The 17,039-nt window shown below is 66.6% G+C and carries 15 protein-coding genes; 6 read left to right on the forward strand and 9 right to left on the reverse strand.

All coding sequences use genetic code 11. The features are described 5' to 3' along the window. Nucleotides 1–44 precede the first annotated feature (44 nt). From ACFO0J_RS16295 to ACFO0J_RS16320, 6 genes are all read left to right on the forward strand, one after another. Entirely contained in the window at nt 45–605 is a 561-nt protein-coding gene (locus tag ACFO0J_RS16295; RefSeq protein ID WP_376814112.1) for a hypothetical protein, read from the forward strand. 154 nt (nt 606–759) lie between these two features. Next, a complete protein-coding gene (locus ACFO0J_RS16300; protein WP_376814113.1) occupies nt 760–2,052 on the forward strand; it encodes an aspartate carbamoyltransferase in 1,293 nt (430 codons plus the stop codon). A 220-nt stretch (nt 2,053–2,272) separates the two neighbouring features. Next, complete coding sequence (locus tag ACFO0J_RS16305) at nt 2,273–3,268, forward strand: TRAP transporter substrate-binding protein (RefSeq protein ID WP_376814114.1); 996 nt, start codon at nt 2,273–2,275, stop codon at nt 3,266–3,268. Between the two features lie 14 nt (nt 3,269–3,282). Beyond that, on the forward strand, nt 3,283–3,786 hold the full coding sequence (locus tag ACFO0J_RS16310; RefSeq protein ID WP_376814115.1) for a TRAP transporter small permease: 504 nt from the start codon (nt 3,283–3,285) through the stop codon (nt 3,784–3,786). Then, entirely contained in the window at nt 3,783–5,069 is a 1,287-nt protein-coding gene (locus tag ACFO0J_RS16315; protein WP_376814116.1) for a TRAP transporter large permease, read from the forward strand. The genes ACFO0J_RS16310 and ACFO0J_RS16315 overlap by 4 nt, the downstream gene beginning before the upstream one ends. Nucleotides 5,070–5,105: 36 nt before the next feature. Beyond that, nucleotides 5,106–6,368, forward strand: coding sequence for an aspartate aminotransferase family protein (locus ACFO0J_RS16320; RefSeq protein ID WP_376814117.1), 1,263 nt, complete (start codon nt 5,106–5,108; stop codon nt 6,366–6,368). Here ACFO0J_RS16320 and ACFO0J_RS16325 read toward each other — a convergent pair. From ACFO0J_RS16325 to ACFO0J_RS16365, 9 genes are all read right to left on the reverse strand, one after another. Continuing rightward, the gene (locus ACFO0J_RS16325; protein ID WP_376814118.1) at nt 6,310–7,191 is read right to left on the reverse strand and encodes a LysR substrate-binding domain-containing protein; all 882 of its coding nucleotides are present in this window, start codon (nt 7,189–7,191) and stop codon (nt 6,310–6,312) included. The two genes, ACFO0J_RS16320 and ACFO0J_RS16325, sit on opposite strands and share 59 nt — an antisense overlap. A gap of 73 nt (nt 7,192–7,264) precedes the next feature. Then, nucleotides 7,265–8,467 (reverse strand): YncE family protein, encoded by a 1,203-nt coding sequence (locus tag ACFO0J_RS16330; protein ID WP_376814119.1) that lies wholly within the window; start codon nt 8,465–8,467, stop codon nt 7,265–7,267. 43 nt (nt 8,468–8,510) lie between these two features. Beyond that, complete coding sequence (locus ACFO0J_RS16335) at nt 8,511–9,404, reverse strand: ChaN family lipoprotein (protein WP_376814120.1); 894 nt, start codon at nt 9,402–9,404, stop codon at nt 8,511–8,513. 207 nt (nt 9,405–9,611) lie between these two features. Next, the gene (locus tag ACFO0J_RS16340; protein WP_376814121.1) at nt 9,612–10,514 is read right to left on the reverse strand and encodes a recombination-associated protein RdgC; all 903 of its coding nucleotides are present in this window, start codon (nt 10,512–10,514) and stop codon (nt 9,612–9,614) included. Nucleotides 10,515–10,574: 60 nt separating this feature from the next. Further along, nucleotides 10,575–11,123 (reverse strand): dTDP-4-dehydrorhamnose 3,5-epimerase, encoded by a 549-nt coding sequence (gene rfbC, locus ACFO0J_RS16345; protein WP_376814122.1) that lies wholly within the window; start codon nt 11,121–11,123, stop codon nt 10,575–10,577. Next, a complete protein-coding gene (gene rfbA, locus ACFO0J_RS16350) occupies nt 11,120–11,998 on the reverse strand; it encodes a glucose-1-phosphate thymidylyltransferase RfbA (RefSeq protein ID WP_376814123.1) in 879 nt (292 codons plus the stop codon). Before rfbA ends, rfbC begins: the two co-directional genes overlap by 4 nt. Nucleotides 11,999–12,137: 139 nt before the next feature. Beyond that, the gene (locus tag ACFO0J_RS16355) at nt 12,138–14,951 is read right to left on the reverse strand and encodes an ATP-binding protein (protein ID WP_376814124.1); all 2,814 of its coding nucleotides are present in this window, start codon (nt 14,949–14,951) and stop codon (nt 12,138–12,140) included. Further along, nucleotides 14,951–15,694 (reverse strand): hypothetical protein, encoded by a 744-nt coding sequence (locus tag ACFO0J_RS16360; RefSeq protein WP_376814125.1) that lies wholly within the window; start codon nt 15,692–15,694, stop codon nt 14,951–14,953. Before ACFO0J_RS16360 ends, ACFO0J_RS16355 begins: the two co-directional genes overlap by 1 nt. Next, nucleotides 15,687–17,003 (reverse strand): hypothetical protein, encoded by a 1,317-nt coding sequence (locus ACFO0J_RS16365; protein WP_376814126.1) that lies wholly within the window; start codon nt 17,001–17,003, stop codon nt 15,687–15,689. Before ACFO0J_RS16365 ends, ACFO0J_RS16360 begins: the two co-directional genes overlap by 8 nt. Nucleotides 17,004–17,039 lie beyond the last annotated feature (36 nt).

Below are 17,039 nucleotides of genomic sequence, written 5' to 3' on the forward strand. Positions count from 1 at the left end.
GGAGGCGGAGGATGCGTAATCCGGGCTTGGTAGTGAAACCATGGATGACGGCCTTGACGGGGGCGATGCTGCTGGCGCTGGCGGGTTGCCAGACCGCGCCCGGGACAAGGAGTACTGCGCAGGGCAAGACGGAGCCGCCGGCCGCCGCGGCGCCCACGCAGACACGGGCGGTCGGCACCCAGCATGCCATCACCGAAAACCGGCAGGCCCTGGATTTGCGGGTGTTCCTGGCCGATACCCGGTCCCGCCCGGATTGGACGCCGGTGACCTTGAAGCCGTCCGGCGTGTTGTACGTGCAGCCGACGGCGGTGATCAGCCGCAGCGATCTGATGGGCATCCAGTCGGCCACCGACCAGAAGGGCGACGGCATCCTGGTGCTGATCCTGAACGACGAAGGCCTGAAAAAGATGCGTGCGGCCACGACGGCCAACCCCGGCCTGCGCCTGGCGCTGGTCGTGGGTCACACCATGCTGGCCGCGCCCGGCTACGCCTCGCCGATCACGCAGCAGAAGCTTGCCTTCGGCGTGGGTTCGGCACACAACGCCGAACTGGCCGCGCGTTCGGTCGCCGGGGTGGATGCCACGTCGCCTGCCGGGGGCTTTTAAGTCTCCAGCAGGCTTTCGGGCGCAGGGCGGCTACTCCCGCTGGCCGTCCCGCTCGTTGTTTTTTCAGCGTCGGCTGCACGATGCTGAAAATTTCACTTGCGCCAGTTTCGCTGGATCGGTAAAAATATGCGCATTGCGTATATAGGAGCCGGTCATGGCGATTTCCCAGCAAGTTTTCCTGCGCGACGCGATGCGCCGCCTGAATCTGACCCGTGACGTGTTCGCGGCCCGCATCGGGGTCAAGCGCCGCGCCCTGGATACCTGGCTGCTGCCGGAGGGCTCCCAGGAAGCCCGCGCCATGCCGGAAGTCGTCGCGCGTTTCGTCACCGAGATCGTGGAAAACAGCGCGTTGATGGAAAAATACGCGCAGAGCGCACAATCGGGCCCTTTGCGCGACCGGATTGCGGCCGGCGGCAAGCATCAATTGCTGTCCGTGGACCAGTTCACGCGCGAATCCGTCGAGGAACTGTTCCGCGTCGCCGACCTGATGCAGCCCATCGCCCGGCGGCGCAAGGTCTCCCGCGTGCTGGAAGGCGCGGTGCTGGGCAATCTGTTCTTCGAGGCCAGCACGCGCACGCGGGTCAGTTTCGGCGCGGCCTTCTGCCGCCTGGGCGGCTCGGTGTGCGACACCACCGGCTTTACCTTTTCGTCCATGGCCAAGGGCGAGTCCATCTACGACACCAGCCGCGTGATGGGCGGCTACGTGGACGCCATGGTGATCCGCCACCCCGAGAAGGGTTCGGTGGCCGAATTCGCCGCGGCGACCAATATCCCCGTGGTCAATGGCGGGGACGGCGCGGGCGAGCACCCCAGCCAGGCGCTGCTGGATCTCTACACCATCCTGACGGAATTCTCGCGTCTGGGCAAACTGCTGGACGGTGCCCACATCGTCATGGCCGGTGACCTGAAATACGGCCGGACGGTACATTCGCTGATCAAGCTGCTGGCCCTGTACCGCGGCATGAAGTTCACCCTGGTTTCCCCGCCGGGCCTGGAAATGCCGGAATACTTGCTGGAGCAGGCCAGCCGCAACGGCCACGTCATCGAACAGACCCACGATCTGGCGACCGGCTTGAAGGGCGCCGACGTGGTCTACGCCACCCGGGTGCAAAAGGAACGCTTCGCAGGCGAGAACCTGGAAGGCTATACGGCCGATTTCCAGATCAACCGCGCCATCGTGGATGCCTGCTGCGGCCCGGACACGATCGTCATGCACCCGCTGCCGCGCGACAGCCGCGAGGGCGCCAATGACCTCAGCACCGACCTGAACACCGACCCGCGTCTGGCGATTTTCCGCCAGACCGACAACGGCATTCCGGTGCGGATGGCGATCTTCGCCGTGCTGATGGGGGTCGAAGGCTTGGTGCAGCATTCGCTGCGCGACGTGACCTGGGCGCCGCCGTCCCATATCGGGCCGGACGACAGCGTGTTCCACGGGCTGGATTGACCTGGACATGTGACAGTCCTCTGCGGGCTGTCACATGCCTGGTTGATCGGAGCGACTTGCAAGTCGCGAGGCGGGTTCAAGCCGCAGACGCTTTGATGCGATCTGGATTTTATAGGGGTATTACAAAGATTAATCCTGGCTCATGTTCTCCTGGCTAAGATAGTCAAAACTAATCAAAAGCGCCGATTGCCTGCAATCGACATATACCCAGGAGACATTCATGAGCCAGAGTCTTTTCGCACGGCCCGCCGTCCTTGCCGCCGCCTTGCTGGTCGGCTTGGGCGGGTTGGCCGCGAGTGGCGCGGTCCTCGCCCAGCAGAAGTTGCGGGTCGCCCACGTGTCCAGCACCGACAGCCTGATCAACCAGGCGCTCGTCCGTTTCGCGGATGAAGTCAAGGAAAAATCCGGCGGCGAACTGACGGTCACCCTCTACCCTGACGGCCAACTCGGCGATGAAGCGCCGATCGCCGATGCCGTGGGCGCGGGCGCGATCGACATGGGGCTCGGCGGCGCGCTCGACGCCATAGACCCGCGTCTCAATGTCGTCAGTCTGCCTTTCCTGTTCAGTGACGCGAACAATGTCCATGCCTTCCTGGACGGTCCGGCGGGGCAGGCGCTCATGAAGCTCGGGCAGGACAGGAACTATGTCCTGCTGGGCGCTTTGGATTCTGGATTCCGGCAGTTCGCCAACCAGAAGCGCCCGATTCACAAACCGGAGGACCTGGCCGGCCTGAAGGTTCGCACGCCACCAAATCCGGTGATTCTTGCGACCATCAAGTCGCTTGGGGCTCTGCCCCAGGCCATCCCCTATGGGGAGGTCTATACCTCGCTGCAGTCCGGCGTAGTGGACGGCGTGGAGCCTGAACTGCGGGACTTTTACGATCAGAAGTGGTACGAGGCGGCACAGTACGTCTCCATGTCCAATTATGTCTGGTCGGCCAACTTCTGGTTCATGAACAAGGCTCGCTACGACAAGCTGAGCGACCCGCAGCGCCAGGTGCTGCACGCGGCTGCGGCCAATAGCGTGAATTGGTACCGCGGCAAGCTCGACGAGGTCTATGAAAACATCACTCGAGCGATGAAGGAAAAGGGCGTGCAGTTCAATGACGTGGATGCGGCTGCTTTCCGCGACAAGGTCGGTCCGGTTTACCAGCAGTTTGCGAAAGAGTGGGGCGAGAGCTTCGTGGATTCGGTCCGCACGGCTGCGCAGCCGTAGACGGCGCCGACATCATGGGTACTATCGACGACAAGCGCCGGGCATTGAGGCGGCCGTTGCCCATACGGCTGCTCGAAGGCTTCGGGATCGTATTGCTGCTGCTGACCCTGGGGGCGACTCTGGCGGGCATGCTGGGGCGCTACCTGCATCTGCGAAATGTGGAAGGGTCTTTCGAGATTGCCGGCTTGGCCTTCGTCTGGCTGACCTTCATCGGGACAGTCATCGCAGAGGTCAGGCGTGAGAATGTGCGTTTCGAGGGCCTGATCCTGCTGCTGCCGCCTGTCGGCCGATATGTGCTCGAGTGGGTCAACCTGTTGGTCCTGTTGGGCGTCGGCCTTTGGCTGGCGAACAGCGGATGGTCTGTCCTCCAGCAATCCGGTCACGTGCCCACGCCCGTGCTGCGCTGGCCCGCGGGCATCCTCAGTTCGGCCCTGTTTTCCACCGCCTTGATGCTCGTTGCGCTGGCTGTATGGCGCCTGGCCGGCTTGCTGAAATCGTCCTCGAAGGACTCGCCATGACGGTCGCCCTCGTCTTTCTGGGCTTTGCCCTTTTCCTGGTCTCGGGCAGCCCCATCGTCTGGGCGATGGCCGCCGGCATTATCCTGGCGTTGAGCGCCGGCGACCTGCAGATGCCGGCGGCCTGGCTCGCGCAGCAGACCCTGCGGGGCGCTGACTCGATCAGCCTGGCGGCGATTCCGCTGTTCCTGCTCGCGGGCGAGCTGATGAACCGGGGCGGCCTGACCCGGCACATCATGGGGATCGCTGAATCCCTGTTCGGACGCATGCGCGGAGGCCTGGGGCTGGTGAATGTCGCGACGGCCTTCGTCTATGGCGGCATCACGGGATCGGCGACCGCGGACACCGGCGCAATCGCCAAGATCATGATCCCGGCCATGGAAGCGCGCGGCTACGGGCGCGCCTTCGCGGCCGCAGTGACCGCCGCCTCGGGCACGCTGGGCATCATCGTCCCGCCCAGTGTCGTCCTGATTCTTTATGGCGTACTGACCAATACCTCGATCGGCGGCCTGTTCGTCGCGGGCGTCGTCCCCGGGGTGCTGCTGGCCGCGAGCTTCATGGTGACGGCGTACATCGTGGGTGTCCGGGAGAAATTCCCCCGGCTCGAGCGGCCGCTGCAGGCCCGCCAGTTGAGAATCGATCTGGTCTACGCTTTGCCCGCCTTGCTCATGCCGGTTCTCGTGCTGGCGAGTATCGTGCTGGGCTACGCCACGACCACCGAGGCCGCCGCATTGTCCGTGTTGTACGCCTGGGTCGCGGGCGCCTTGATCTATCGGGAGCTGTCCTGGCGGGATCTCGTGCCGGCCATGATAGAGGCCGTGGTGACGACCGGCGCGGTCATGATCATCATGGCGGTCGCCACGCCGTTTGGCTGGATACTGACGTTCGAGCAGGTGCCGCATTCCGTGGCGGAATGGATCGCGGCCGTCCAGGCGGGGCCGTCCATGACGATCCTGATGATCATTCTGGCGCTGGCCTTCGTCGGACTCTGGATGGATCTCGGGCCTGCCATCATCATCCTTGCGCCGATTCTCGTGCCGATCGCCAAAGCGGCCGGATTCGATCCCTATCAGATCGGCATGATTTTCACGGTCACGCTGGGACTGGGGCTTTTCACGCCACCCGTGGGCACCAATATTTTCGTGGTGTGCAATGTCGGGCAGGTCGGGATCGGCGCGGTTTCAAGGCGGCTGGTCCCGTTCTGGATCGCGACTTTCATTGTCATCGGCTTGCTGGCGGCCTTTCCGGGCCTGTCCTCCTGGTTGCCCGGAATCATGGGCTATTGACCACTGCCGACCATCTATTTTTCCTGGAATTCGAACATGAATCATCTCATCGGAGGTATCTCCAGTGCCGGGCGCGCCTTGCCCGATCTGGACGGACAGCGTTTTCTGGTCGGGCGTTCGCAGGGACCCTACCTGTGGGATACGCGAGGCACCCGCTACCTGGACACCGCCATGAGTTTCGGCGCCACGATGCTCGGCCATGCGCCGCAAGCGGTGGTCGAGGCCGTCAATGGCGCATTCTCGAAAATGCCGATGCCTTCTTTCGCGCATGAAGCAGAGGAACTCGCTGCGGTGGCGCTGGCGGAATGCACGGGACCGCTCTCCCGGGTGGTTTTCGTCAACAGCGGCAGCGAAGCGGTGCATCTCGCATGCCGCGCCGCCCGGGCCGCGACAGGCCGCACGCGCATCGCCAAGTTCGCCGCCGGGTACGACGGCTGGTACGACCAGCTTGCATTCGGCAATGTCAGTTCCAGCGAAGCCGGCATGGATGCGGGCGCACGGCCGGAAAAAGACGGCATGCTGCTGCTGCGCTACAACGACTTCCAGGATATCGAACGGCTGTTCGCCGAGTGCCCGGATATCGCGGCGGTGTTGATCGAGCCTGTTTTGGCCAATGCAGGCTGCCTGGAACCCGCCCAGGGATACCTGCGGGCTGTCGCCGACTGTGCGCATCGGCATGGCGCGGTGGTCATCCTGGATGAGGTTCTGATGGGATTCCGGCTGCATGCCGGGCTGTGCGGGCATCTCTACGGGGTGGACGCCGACCTCGCGACCGTGGGCAAGGCGATCGGCAGCGGCACTGTCGTGGCCGCCGTCGTAGGCAAGCCCGAGATCATGGACGTCTTCGAGAACCGCCGGGCCAACCGTGCCGGAACCTATAGCGGCAATCCGCCCGCGTGTGCCGCCGTGCTGGCGACGTTGGGGCAACTGCGGGCCCAGGATTATCCCGCCTTGCTGGCGGCCGGGAACGCCTTTCGCGAACGGCTGGCGCGGATTTTCCACGATGCCGGCCTGCCGTTTTCCACGACCGGCTTCGGGTCCGTTTTCACCCCCTGGGCCAGCGACGAGCCGCCGTCGACCTATCTGGCGGCGTTCGCGCGCGCATCGAAGGAATGGACGCTCAGCCTGCACCTGGCGCTGCGCCGGGCCGGCATCATGACCATGCCGTTTGCATTCGGACGCCTGTACCTGACGTTTGCCCATGACGAGACCGCGCTGGACGAACTGGAGGCCGGGTTCGTCAAGGCAGTGCGGACGCTCGCGACGCGCGCGCCGCAGTTTGGAAGTAGCCCTGTATGAACTGAGCCACGCGGCGCACCAGCAAGGATGCATCGTTTGACATGCATAGCGCCAGTTCGAGGTCCGGCAGATCGGGCAGGCCGTGAGTTCGCCCCAGCGTGCGCCATCCGTCAAGTATCACCGATTCCGGCAGCACGGTCAGGGCGCCGCTGAGTTCGACTGCGGCTCGCACGCCGGGCAGGTGCGAGGATGAACACACGATCCGCCACGCGCGTCGCGCCTCGTCGAGCGCGGCGAGGATCCGCGGCCTGGCCCTGCACTGGTCGGCGAACAGGGCCAGGGGCAGCACGGAGTCCGTTTCCGGATAGCGGCCGGAGACGGTGCACCAGAGTTGGCGCTCGCGCGTCAGGAACTGGCCCACATCGAGGCCCGGCTGGCGCGTGATCACGGCCAGGTCGATGCTGCCCTGTGCGAGGAGGGGTTCGAGCCGGTTGGAGAAATCGCAGAGGATGTTCACCTGCACATCAGGATGGCGCGTCGCGAACTCGCGCAGCAACGCGCCGCCGAGCACGTCGAGGTAATCGTCCGGCATGCCGATGCGGATCACCGTCGAATCGGTGCCGCAGTTCATGGCGCACAGCATCTCGCTTTCGAGGGCGAGCATGCGGCGGGCGAAACCGATGAGCACCTCGCCCTGGCTGGACAGTGCGACGCCGTGGCGCGTGCGCTCGAGCAGTTTGCACCCGAGGCGGTGTTCGAGCCGGTTAATGATCAGGCTGACGGCTGCCTGCGTCTTGCCGATCCGGTCCGCTGCAGCCGTGAACCCGCCGCAATCGACCACAGCGACGAAGGCGGCCAGCGTTTCCGAGTTGAGGTGTCGCATGGCGGCTGAGACCGGGATGAAACAATCTCGATTATAGGCGTTCGATTCCCGGCAGGCGGCCGCACCAAAATCCCTACTGCGCGTCCTTGTCCAGCGTGACGCGCAGGATCTGCTCCTTGGCGCCCTCGACGAACTCCTCGGGGTTCCACTGCTTGCTGAATCCCTGCTTCAGGCCGACGTACAGCGCGCTTTCGTCGGCGGCCAGCGCCATCATGTTGGGGAACACGTGGGCGGGGATCTGTTTGGTGATCTCGTAGGTCTTGCCGTCCACGACGCTGATGGTGCCGCTGCGGAAATTGCTGACGTAGATCTCGTCGTGCTTCGGACTGTATGACAGCGTGACTCCGCCCTTTCCGGTCGGGACGAAGGCCAGTTGCTTGCCGCTTTTCTGGTCGAACACGTACAGGCCGTCCTGCTCGTCCTTGACCTCGGGCCGGGACTGGTGAATGAATTGCGAGGCGAAGATGCGGCCGCCCTTGGCATCGACGGCCAGCCCCACCAGATTGTTCACGCGCGGCTTGACCTTGTCGTCCAGTTGGATGGTGTGGACGACCTTGCGCGTGACGGGGTCGATTTCATTGATGTAGTCGGACCCGGCGGTGAAGAGGTGCCCGGTGCCGCGGTCCAGGTGCAGCGCATAGCCGACCGAGGGGAAGGCGTTTTCGACCTCGCCCTTTATCTTCAGGGTTTCGCCGTCCAGGATCAGCAGTTTGTAGAACGAGCGGTATTTGTCGTTTTCCTTGACGCTGCCGATGTAGGCGGTGAACAGTTCACCGGTCTGCGCGCTATGGACGACGTGGCGCAAATGTTCGTGCTGCGGTTCGCTGGGGTCGACGTGCAGCCGTTCGCTGGTCAGCGCCACCGTGCCGGTCTTCGGATCGACCTTGCTGATGCGCAGCGACGCGGCCTGGGTGTGGCCGACGTACAGCCATTGGCCCTGCGCGTCCTGCGTCAGCGAGAACGCGCGGTACGGCATGGCGTAGCGGCCCTTGACGTCCAGCGTCTTGCCGTCGAAGGCATACAGATAGCCCAGGTTGTCGTCCCGGCGCACGCGGTCCATGACCGAGGCGAACACCAGGCCGGTGGGGGCGTTGTATTGCAGTTCATACAGTCCTTCCTCGGGATGCTCCAGGTAATTGGCGCTCATCCAGAGCCGGTCCTTGGTGGATGACGGCGGCGATGCGCTGAACGCGGCGCTGGAGAGGCAGAGCGCCAGGGCGGCGGTCAGGATGGCGGCGGTGCGTTGCGGGGACGGCGAACGGAGCGTGTTGCGCATGGGAGTTCTCGCTGAGGGTCGAAAAGTGGAAATCAAGGACAGGTCAGTGACCTGTCCACAGGTAGTCGGCATGGCGGCCGTCGAAACCGGCCGATTCCTCGGCCAGCAGCAGGACCTTGACCCGGGGAAAGACCAGGTCCGCCCGCAGGTCGCGCAGGTGGATGGGCACCCCGATGGTCTTCAAGGCATGGATGTTGCCGGTGAACAGGACGACGGGTTTCGGGGCGCGCAGCAGGGTTTCGGCCATGCGCCGATCGCGCTGCATCTGCACCGCGATCATGCCGTCGAGCCTGTCGTCGTCGGCCTGCATGCCGTGGCTGTCGACGATGGTGTCGGCCAGCGTGCGGGCGATTGCGGGGTCGCCGCTGAGCGTGCCGGTCGGCCGCGCGCCGTTGCGCAGGATCCGTTCGACTTCCGGGCGGTCGAGGTTGGCGGCCAGCACCGGCGCCGGTTGCTCCATCAGCGTGGTGACCAGGCCGCCGTACTGGCGCCACGGCCAGCCGCGGCTCCAGTCGAGCTGTGCCTGCAGCGCTTCTCCGGTGGGCCGCGCGCCCGGGAATGCGCGCTGCGCCGCGTCGAGGCGGGCCTGCTGCGCAACGGTGGCCATTTCCAGCGCGTAGCTGCCCGCGGGGCGGCGCAGGGGCAGGGCGCGCACCAGCCATGCTTCGATCTGGTGGTGGGGATACACGTCGTGACGTTCGCCGACGATGACGATGTCGGCCTGGGCGAGCTCGTCCAGCAGCGCGTCCGCAGTCAGGGTTTCGCCCTCGGCCCCCGACAGGATGCGGCCTTGCAGGGCGGCCGGCGGCGGGGTTTCGGCCCGGCGGCCGGCTTCCGGCAGGTGCTGGCACGCGCTCAGCAGCAGGACCAGCAACCCGCCGGCGAGACGCTGCGCGGTGGCGAATTGCGGGAATGAGCGGTGGACGGCGCTTGTCATCTAGATGGAGTGGCTAATGAGAATAACAATCAATTTGATTTCAAATTATAATGGAAGGATTGTTTTTTTGTTTGCAGGCGCTGCGATCCCGGAACGAGGGCATGGCATCGCTATCGTCCGCCTGGGCGGCCGGGCCAGGCGGATGCCGGCGACGGCCCAGGCTGCCCCAGGATCGGGCACAGACCAAACCTGGGGTTTGTGACGGCTTTACGCCGCCGCGCGTTCTCCACCCAACGCCGCCACCAGATCGTCCAGCATGCGCGCCAGTTCGCCCGCCATCAGGGCGAAGTCGGCCTCGAACTGCTCGGCTTCGTTGGCGGCCTGGGCGTCCTGATGTTCTTTCAGCACGTCCAGCGGGGCGACGCGCTTGATGTCCAGGTTCTCGGTCAGCACGAAGGACACGCGATCGTTCCAGGTCATGGCCAGGCGCGTGCACTGCTTGCCCGCCTGCACGTGGCGGCGGACTTCGTCGAGCTCGACCGTCTGGCGCACGTAGCGCACGGTGGCGCGCGACTCGCCGGTGGAGCGCAGCTCCGTATCCTGGTCGATGGTGAAGCCGGCCGGGGCCTCGTCCTCGGACAGCCACAGCGTCATGGCGGCGCCCGGCGACATTTCCACGTGCAGCGGCACGATGGGGAAGGGCGTCAGGGTCTTGGCCAGCAGGCCCAGGACCTCGTCGCTGCGCGCGGTGGCGGCGGCGTCGATGGCCACCCAGCGGTTCACGGTGTCGATCCAGACGCGGGTGTCGTGGGCGATGACGAAGGCGCGCGGCAGCAGCTCCATCGTCATCTGCTCCTTGATTTCCTTCATCTGTTTGCGGCCGGGCTTGTAGCCCTGCTGCTCTTCCATCTGCAACGCGCGCGCGCGGCTGGCCTGGTTCACGACCGTGGCCGGCAGCAGTTTCTTTTCCGTCTGCAGGCGCAGCAGGATCTGGCCGTGCTGGGCGTAGGCCAGGCCGCTATCCTCGCGCGGAGGCAGCCATCCCGACACCTGGCTGTCCTGGCTGCTGCCGGGTTGGAAGGCAAGGGGTTCCAGCGCTGCTTCGAGGTCTGCGGGCGTCAGGTTGGCGTTGGGGGCGAGACGGTAGAGTTTGAGATTCTTGAACCACATGATCTTGGACGGCTGGCCGGCGGGCGGCGGTGAAAACGGGACTTGATTGTACGATAGTGCTCAACCACCTGATGCCTGCGTCCATGCCTTCAGTCCCGGGTGCCGACGATCCTTGTCTGACAGAACAGGTTCTGCAATCGGCCAGGGGATGGCCAGGTCCGGGCAGTCCCAGGCGATGCCCGCCTCGTCGGCCGGATCGTAGTAGTCCGTGCACTTGTACTGGAAGGTCGCGGTGTCGCTGATGACGCAGAAGCCGTGCGCGTAGCCGGGCGGAATCCAGATCTGGCGGTGATTGTCGGCCGACAGTTCCACCGCCACGTGCCGGCCGAACGTGGCGGATCGGGGATCGATGTCCACGGCCACGTCGAAGACGGCGCCTTCGGTCACCTGGATCAGCTTGCCCTGCGGGCGGGTGCGCTGGAAATGCAGGCCGCGCAGCACGCCGCGGGTGGAGCGCGAGACATTGTCCTGGACGAAATCCAGATCGATGCCGACGGCCTCGCGGTAGCGGCGGGCGCTGAACGATTCCAGAAAATAGCCGCGCGCGTCGCCAAAGACGCGCGGCTCGATGATGCGCACGCCGGGCAGGGCGGTGTCCGTGACCTTCATCGCCCGCCTGCCTCGTGCGCCAGGGCCAGCAGGTATTGGCCGTAGTCCGTCTTGGCCAGCCGCTCGCCGCGCGCGATCAGTTCGGCGCGGTCCAGCCAGCCGTTGTTGAAGGCGATTTCCTCCAGGCAGGCGACTTTCTGTCCCTGGCGGCGTTCGATGGTCTGTACGTAGGTGCCCGCGTCCAGCAGGCTTTCGTGCGTGCCGGTGTCCAGCCAGGCAAAGCCCCGGCCCAGGTGCTGGACGTGCAGGTCGCCGCGCTGCAGGTAGGCGTTGTTGACGTCGGTGATTTCCAGTTCGCCGCGCGCGGAAGGCCGCACCCGGCGCGCGATGTCCACCACGTCGTTGTCGTAGAAATACAAGCCGGTGACGGCGTAGGGGGATTTGGGGTGTGCGGGCTTTTCCTCGATCGACACGGCGCGGCCGGCCGTGTCGAATTCCACCACGCCGAAGCGCTGCGGGTCTGCGACCCGGTAGCCGAAGATGGTGGCTCCCGAGGCGCGCTGGGCGGCCTCGCGCAGCATGCCGCTGAAGCCATAGCCGTAGAAGATATTGTCCCCCAGCACCAGACAGACCCGGTCGCGGCCGATGAAGTCTGCGCCGATCAGGAACGCCTGCGCCAGTCCGTCGGGCGAGGGTTGCGCCGCGTAGGACAGGGCGATGCCGAAATCCGATCCGTCGCCCAGCAGACGCTGGAAGCCCGGCAGGTCGTCCGGCGTGGAGATCACCAGCACCTCGCGGATGCCGGCCAGCATCAGCACCGACAGCGGATAGTAGATCATCGGCTTGTCGTAGATGGGCAGCAGTTGCTTGGACACGCCGCGCGTGATTGGATGCAGCCGGGTGCCGGAGCCGCCGGCGAGGATGATGCCTTTCATGGAGCGCCTGGAGGGGGGACTGGACCAGCCGCCAGTGTAGCGAGGAACAGGGCCGGGCGATGCGGGGATCAGGCGGCGGATTTCGGATGCGCCGCCCGGATTGCAGAGGCGCCGAATGGACAGCGCCCCTGCTCGATCCTCAGACCGCCGCTTCCGCCCGCCGCTGCAGCACGCCGATGGGCGGCGCCCAGCGCGCATCGCGCGGCTTCTTGGACGTGACCAGGGTGATGTCGGCCGGCTCGAACACTTCCACGTTGTGTGTGATCGGCGTCGTCAGCACGTACTGGGCGCGGGTGGATTTCAGGAAATGGCCGACCAGCTGGATGTTGCGCACGTCCAGGTGGGCGAAGGGCTCGTCGATGAAGACGAAGCCGCCGGACATGTCGTCGTCCTTGAGCAGGCCCACCAGCAGGATCAGGGACTTGATGACCTGCTGGCCGCCCGAGGCCTCGCCGTCGTTCAGGCCGATGCGGCCCTTGCCGTCGAAATTGAAGCTGACCTTCAGTTCGGCCTGGCGCAGCACGTTGTCGTCGTTGTCCAGGTGGGGCAGGTCGGCGATGACTTCGACGCCGGCCAGGGCGCCCAGGTCGGTGATGTTCTTGCGGTAGCGGCGCACCGTGGCGCGCAGCACGTCGATGTAGCGTTCGCGGGCGTTGCCCACGGCCGTGGCCGCCGCCGCGTTGCGCGCCTTGCAGGTCTCCAGGCGGGCCGCCTGGTCGCCGACCGTGTTCTGCATCAGGAATTGTTTTTCTTCGACGGTGCCGTCGGTTTCCCACTGGCCTTCTTCCAGTTCACGGTCCAGGGTTTCGGCGCGCAGTCTGGCCTGGGTCGCGTTCTGGTAGTGCTCCAGCAAGGCGTGCCGTTTCTCGGGCGTGATCCAATGTGCGGGAAAGCGCCGTTTCAGTGTGTGCGATGCCGCCGCCCGGGTGCGTTGTTCCTCGCGCCGCGCCTGCCATTCGCGCACGGTGCGCTCGGTCTCGCGCTCGCCCTCGGACAGGCGCTGCTGCAGGCTGTCGTAGCGATTGCCGGCGCGCGTCTGTTCGATGAGGGCGTTCTTGTGGGCCTCTTCCAGAGATTGCCAGCGTTCGCCGGCTTCGATGCGGGCCTGTTTCAGGGTGGGCCATTGCCGGCGCGCCCGCTCGAATTCTTCGCTGCGCTGGATCAGGGTCTCGGCGGCGCGGTGGCCCGCGCCCGCCTGGCGCGCGGCCTCGAGTTCCCGGCGCAGGGTCCGGTCCTGTTGCGCCAGGTCGGTCAGTTGCTCATCCAGTTGCGCCAGTTGGCGTTGCAGGGCGTCGGCGCGCGCGGTCAGCGCGGCGGCGCCGAACTGGTGTTCCGCCGGATCGACCCAGACGCTGCGTCCGCCCCGGCGGTCGCGCCAATAAGCCTGGGGCGTGATCCATTCGCCGCCCGCCCGGGCGCCGGCCTGGGTGTCGGCGACGCGGCGGATCTGGGCCAGTTGGTGCAGCAGCCAGTTGGGCGCGGTATCGGCAAAGCGCAGCACGGCCAGCAGGCTGTCGGCCGGGGGCTTGGCGGGGGCGTGCTCGGCCTCGGCCACCAGATAGTGCCGGTAGCGTTCCTTTTCGGCCATGGCCATGGCCCGGCCCTCGTCCCGGGGATCGTGCAGCACCACTACCCAGCGGGCGGCGCGCAGCACGCCTTCGGCGGCGGCCCGCCAGGACTCGTCGGTGATTTCGATGACATCGGCCATGAGGTGATGGGCGATGTCCTGCTGGCGCAGGGTGCGCTGAAAGCGCTGGACTTCGGGCGGCATGGGCGCCTGATGCTGTCCTTGCAGGCTATCCAGGGCCGTGCGGATCTGGGTGCGCCGTTCGCTGGCGGCGTGCCAGCGGCGTTCCAGTTCGGATTTCCGGGCTTCCAGTTCGCGGACCCGTTCGGCCAACTGGGCCGCATCGCCCTCGATGGCGGCCAGTTTCTGCAATTCATCGGCCTGCTTGACCAGGTCTTCGACGGGGCGTTCCGCATCGCGGGCCTGGCGCTGCGCGGCCTGGGCCTGATCCTTGTCTTTTTCCAGCACGCTGACGCGGGCTTCCGCGGCCTGGCGGGCTTCCAGCAGTTCCAGCAGCCGGGCGCGGTCCTGCGTGCGCTGCCGCAGGTGAGCCGCGTGCTGCAGGCGCTGGCGGCGCAGTTCGTTCAGGCGCTGGGTCACCTCGCGCCGGTCTTCATGCCATTCCAGCACCGGTACGACTTCGGTGGCCAGTTCTTCGCGTTCGCGCAGCCGCATCTGGTATTGGCGGTACTGGGTGACGCGGGCTTCCAGTTCGGCCAATTGCGCGCGGCCATGGGCCAGTTCGCGGTCGGCGACTTCGACCTCGGCTTCCTGTTCGCGCAAGTGGCGGCGGGCTTCTTCGTAGCGGTCCAGCACTTCCTGGTCGCCGAACACGTCGAAGACCAGGCGCAGCAGTTCCTTGGGCGAGTATTCGCACAGCCGGTCGGTCTGGCCTTGTTCCAGCGCCAGCACGCGGGCGATGGCCCGTGACAGTCCGGCGCCTTCCAGGCGTTTGCGCCAGTGCTCGATGCCCAGCCAGTCCTTGTCCGGCGACTGCGTCAGGGTTTCGATGGACACGTCGCCGTCGGCCATCAGATAGCGGCGCTGCCAGTCGCCGCCGTTGCGGTCGATGCGGCAGGCCAGCGTCACCTGGTCCGCGTACAGCAGGTTGCGGGCGAATGGCCGGCTGGAGGTCTGGCGGCCGTGCGGCCGGTTGTCCACCACGGCGCGCAGCCAGGTCGTGTCGGCGTTGGCATGGCGCGCGTAGGTCTTGTAGTTGCGCCCGCCCGAGCAGTCCAGGCCCAGCAGGGTGCGCATGGCGTCGAGCAGGGTCGTCTTGCCGGACCCATTGGGACCGGCCACGGTGATGATGGCGCCGTCCAGCGGCAGCGTCAGGCGCTGGCAGTAGTCCCACTGCAGCAGTTCCAGGGATTGCAGGTGAAACATCAGTCCTCGTCCTCTGCGTTCGGAGCCGTGTCGGCCGGCGTAGTGGCCGCTTCGGATTCGTCAGGGTCACGGTCCGGCGTGGCCGGATCCGTTGCCGCCTTTTGCCGCGCACGTGTCAGCACGTCGCCCAGCGCGCCTTCCAGGATGCGCGGCGCCAGCGCGTCGTAGTCCAGCAGCAGGTCCAGCAGCGGCCCTTCGCCGATGTCGTCGCCTTTGCGCACGATGAAACCCCGGGTCTCCAGGCGCTTCAGATTGCCGTCCATGCGGGTCTTGCGGCCCAGTTGCAGGCCGAAATCGGCCAGCAGCGCCTTGTACGACACCACCGGGCTGACGCTGGCCGCGCTGGGGATCGGGCGCTCGGTGGTGAACATTTCCGCCTGGCCTTCGGCTTCCGCCGTCGCGGCGCGGGCCGCCTGGCGTTCACGCTTGGGCAGCACGATCAAGGACCACAGCAGCACCAGCAGCGAGACCGCGTCACGCGGCAGGCGGACATTGTTGTTGGCGTTCAGGCCGGTCTCGCCGAAGACCGCGGTTTCGGCGCCGCGCAGCAGGGCCACACAGACATGGTCGGCGTGGATGTTGTCGACCAGGCGCAGGCCCGACAGGGCCAGGCGGTCCTGCACGGTTTGCCACAGCTCGGCGTCGATCAGGGCGCGGCGCACGCGCGGGTGCCGCCGGGGCAGCCAGCGGCTGGCCAGCAGTTCGGCGATCAGCAGCGCGGCGTCGTCCAGAGGTTCATGCATGGGGTTCATCCGGGGAGTCGGGTTCCAGGGTGCCGGCGCTGATGAGGGCGACGTAGGGGTCTTGCGCGGGCTGCAGTGCCGGCTGCAGCGCGGCGTGCCAGGGCGATCGCGCCAGGTCGCCCGTCAGACCCCGCAGGGCGCGCGCCTGCGCATCGCCCAGCAGCGGCAGCAGTTGCATCCGGTAGGCCGCCTGGGCGTAGCGGCCGCCCAGCACCGCGTCCGTGACGGGGCGGGCGGCAGGCGGTTCACCGGACGGCGCGGCCTCGGCCCAGCGGGCCAGTTGTCCGATCAGGGCCTCCAGTTCTTCCGGCATGCGCAAGGCTTCCAGCGTGCCGGGCTCGGCCTGCGCGGCGGGCGGCAGGCCTTGGGCGCGTTCCGGGTCGGGACGGTCGCGGTCGAATTCCGCCTCGGCCACGTCGACCAGTTCGTGGCCGCTGACGAAGACGGGATGGAGACTGGCCGACAGGGCCTCGCCCAGCAGTTCGTGCAGATCGCCGCGCGTCTGCAGCCACTGGCGAACGTCCGAACTGGTGATGCCGGTGCTGCCCAGCGTGATGCGGCGGCGGTCGGCCTGCTGCAGCGCGCGGGTGAACTGGCTGGCCATGGACAACAGGCGTGCCTGTCCGCGACCCAGGGCGCGCGCCTCGTGTTCCAGGCGCGGATCGTCATGGTCGCCGCGGATCAGCGCCGTCAGGGCCTCGCCGGCCCGCTCGACCAATTGCAGGGCGCGTTCGAAGCGCGGCTGGGCGTCCCGCAGGCGGGCTTCCGAGCCGCTGGCGATCACATCGGCGAACTCGTCGTAGCGTCGCGCCAGTTGGGCGTGCAGATGCTGGATCTGGCCGGCGTCGGACAGGCCCAGCGCCTGGGCGCCGGCCACCTGGGCCAGCATGGCCGCCATCTCGTCGTCTTCGCCCGCGCTGCGCGCCAGCGGCGCCAGCATGCCTTGCAGTTGTTGAGCGAGAGCGGACAGGTGGTAGTCCTGGGCGGTGGCGTCCCAGATCAACAGATCCAGGTCGCGCAGCCGCTTGAGCGTCGCGTCCAGCGCCTCGGGTTTCAGGCTGAAAAACAGTTGATTCAGGTCTTCGCGCTGCAGCCGGCCCTGGGGCAGGGCGGCCAGTTCCAGGAACACCCACAGGCGCAGCCGGGCCGTCGCCTGGCCGCCCGACAGCAGCCCGCGCAAGGCGTCCAGGATCTCCAGCCGTTGTCCCAGCAGCCAGGCGAGCGGCGCCTCGGCCGCGAACGCAGGGTCGCGGAAATGGCTTTCGAACGAGCCGGTGTCGTGTTCTTCGTGGAGGGGGTGTGAATCCATGGCGGAGCCCGGCGAAATGATTTGCCAGGGACAAGG

Origin of the sequence: Castellaniella hirudinis, assembly GCF_042651965.1 — a bacterium.
GTDB lineage: Bacteria > Pseudomonadota > Gammaproteobacteria > Burkholderiales > Burkholderiaceae_B > Castellaniella > Castellaniella hirudinis.

Bases quoted from the DNA above. Each gene is read 5' to 3' on its own strand.
- ACFO0J_RS16295 (WP_376814112.1), top strand. From the start codon at position 45: ATGACGGCCTTGACGGGGGCGATGCTGCTGGCGCTGGCGGGTTGCCAG.
- ACFO0J_RS16300 (WP_376814113.1), top strand. From the start codon at position 760: ATGGCGATTTCCCAGCAAGTTTTCCTGCGCGACGCGATGCGCCGCCTG.
- ACFO0J_RS16305 (WP_376814114.1), top strand. From the start codon at position 2,273: ATGAGCCAGAGTCTTTTCGCACGGCCCGCCGTCCTTGCCGCCGCCTTG.
- ACFO0J_RS16310 (WP_376814115.1), top strand. From the start codon at position 3,283: ATGGGTACTATCGACGACAAGCGCCGGGCATTGAGGCGGCCGTTGCCC.
- ACFO0J_RS16315 (WP_376814116.1), top strand. From the start codon at position 3,783: ATGACGGTCGCCCTCGTCTTTCTGGGCTTTGCCCTTTTCCTGGTCTCG.
- ACFO0J_RS16320 (WP_376814117.1), top strand. From the start codon at position 5,106: ATGAATCATCTCATCGGAGGTATCTCCAGTGCCGGGCGCGCCTTGCCC.
- ACFO0J_RS16325 (WP_376814118.1), bottom strand. From the start codon at position 7,191: ATGCGACACCTCAACTCGGAAACGCTGGCCGCCTTCGTCGCTGTGGTC.
- ACFO0J_RS16330 (WP_376814119.1), bottom strand. From the start codon at position 8,467: ATGCGCAACACGCTCCGTTCGCCGTCCCCGCAACGCACCGCCGCCATC.
- ACFO0J_RS16335 (WP_376814120.1), bottom strand. From the start codon at position 9,404: ATGACAAGCGCCGTCCACCGCTCATTCCCGCAATTCGCCACCGCGCAG.
- ACFO0J_RS16340 (WP_376814121.1), bottom strand. From the start codon at position 10,514: ATGTGGTTCAAGAATCTCAAACTCTACCGTCTCGCCCCCAACGCCAAC.
- rfbC (WP_376814122.1), bottom strand. From the start codon at position 11,123: ATGAAGGTCACGGACACCGCCCTGCCCGGCGTGCGCATCATCGAGCCG.
- rfbA (WP_376814123.1), bottom strand. From the start codon at position 11,998: ATGAAAGGCATCATCCTCGCCGGCGGCTCCGGCACCCGGCTGCATCCA.
- ACFO0J_RS16355 (WP_376814124.1), bottom strand. From the start codon at position 14,951: ATGTTTCACCTGCAATCCCTGGAACTGCTGCAGTGGGACTACTGCCAG.
- ACFO0J_RS16360 (WP_376814125.1), bottom strand. From the start codon at position 15,694: ATGCATGAACCTCTGGACGACGCCGCGCTGCTGATCGCCGAACTGCTG.
- ACFO0J_RS16365 (WP_376814126.1), bottom strand. From the start codon at position 17,003: ATGGATTCACACCCCCTCCACGAAGAACACGACACCGGCTCGTTCGAA.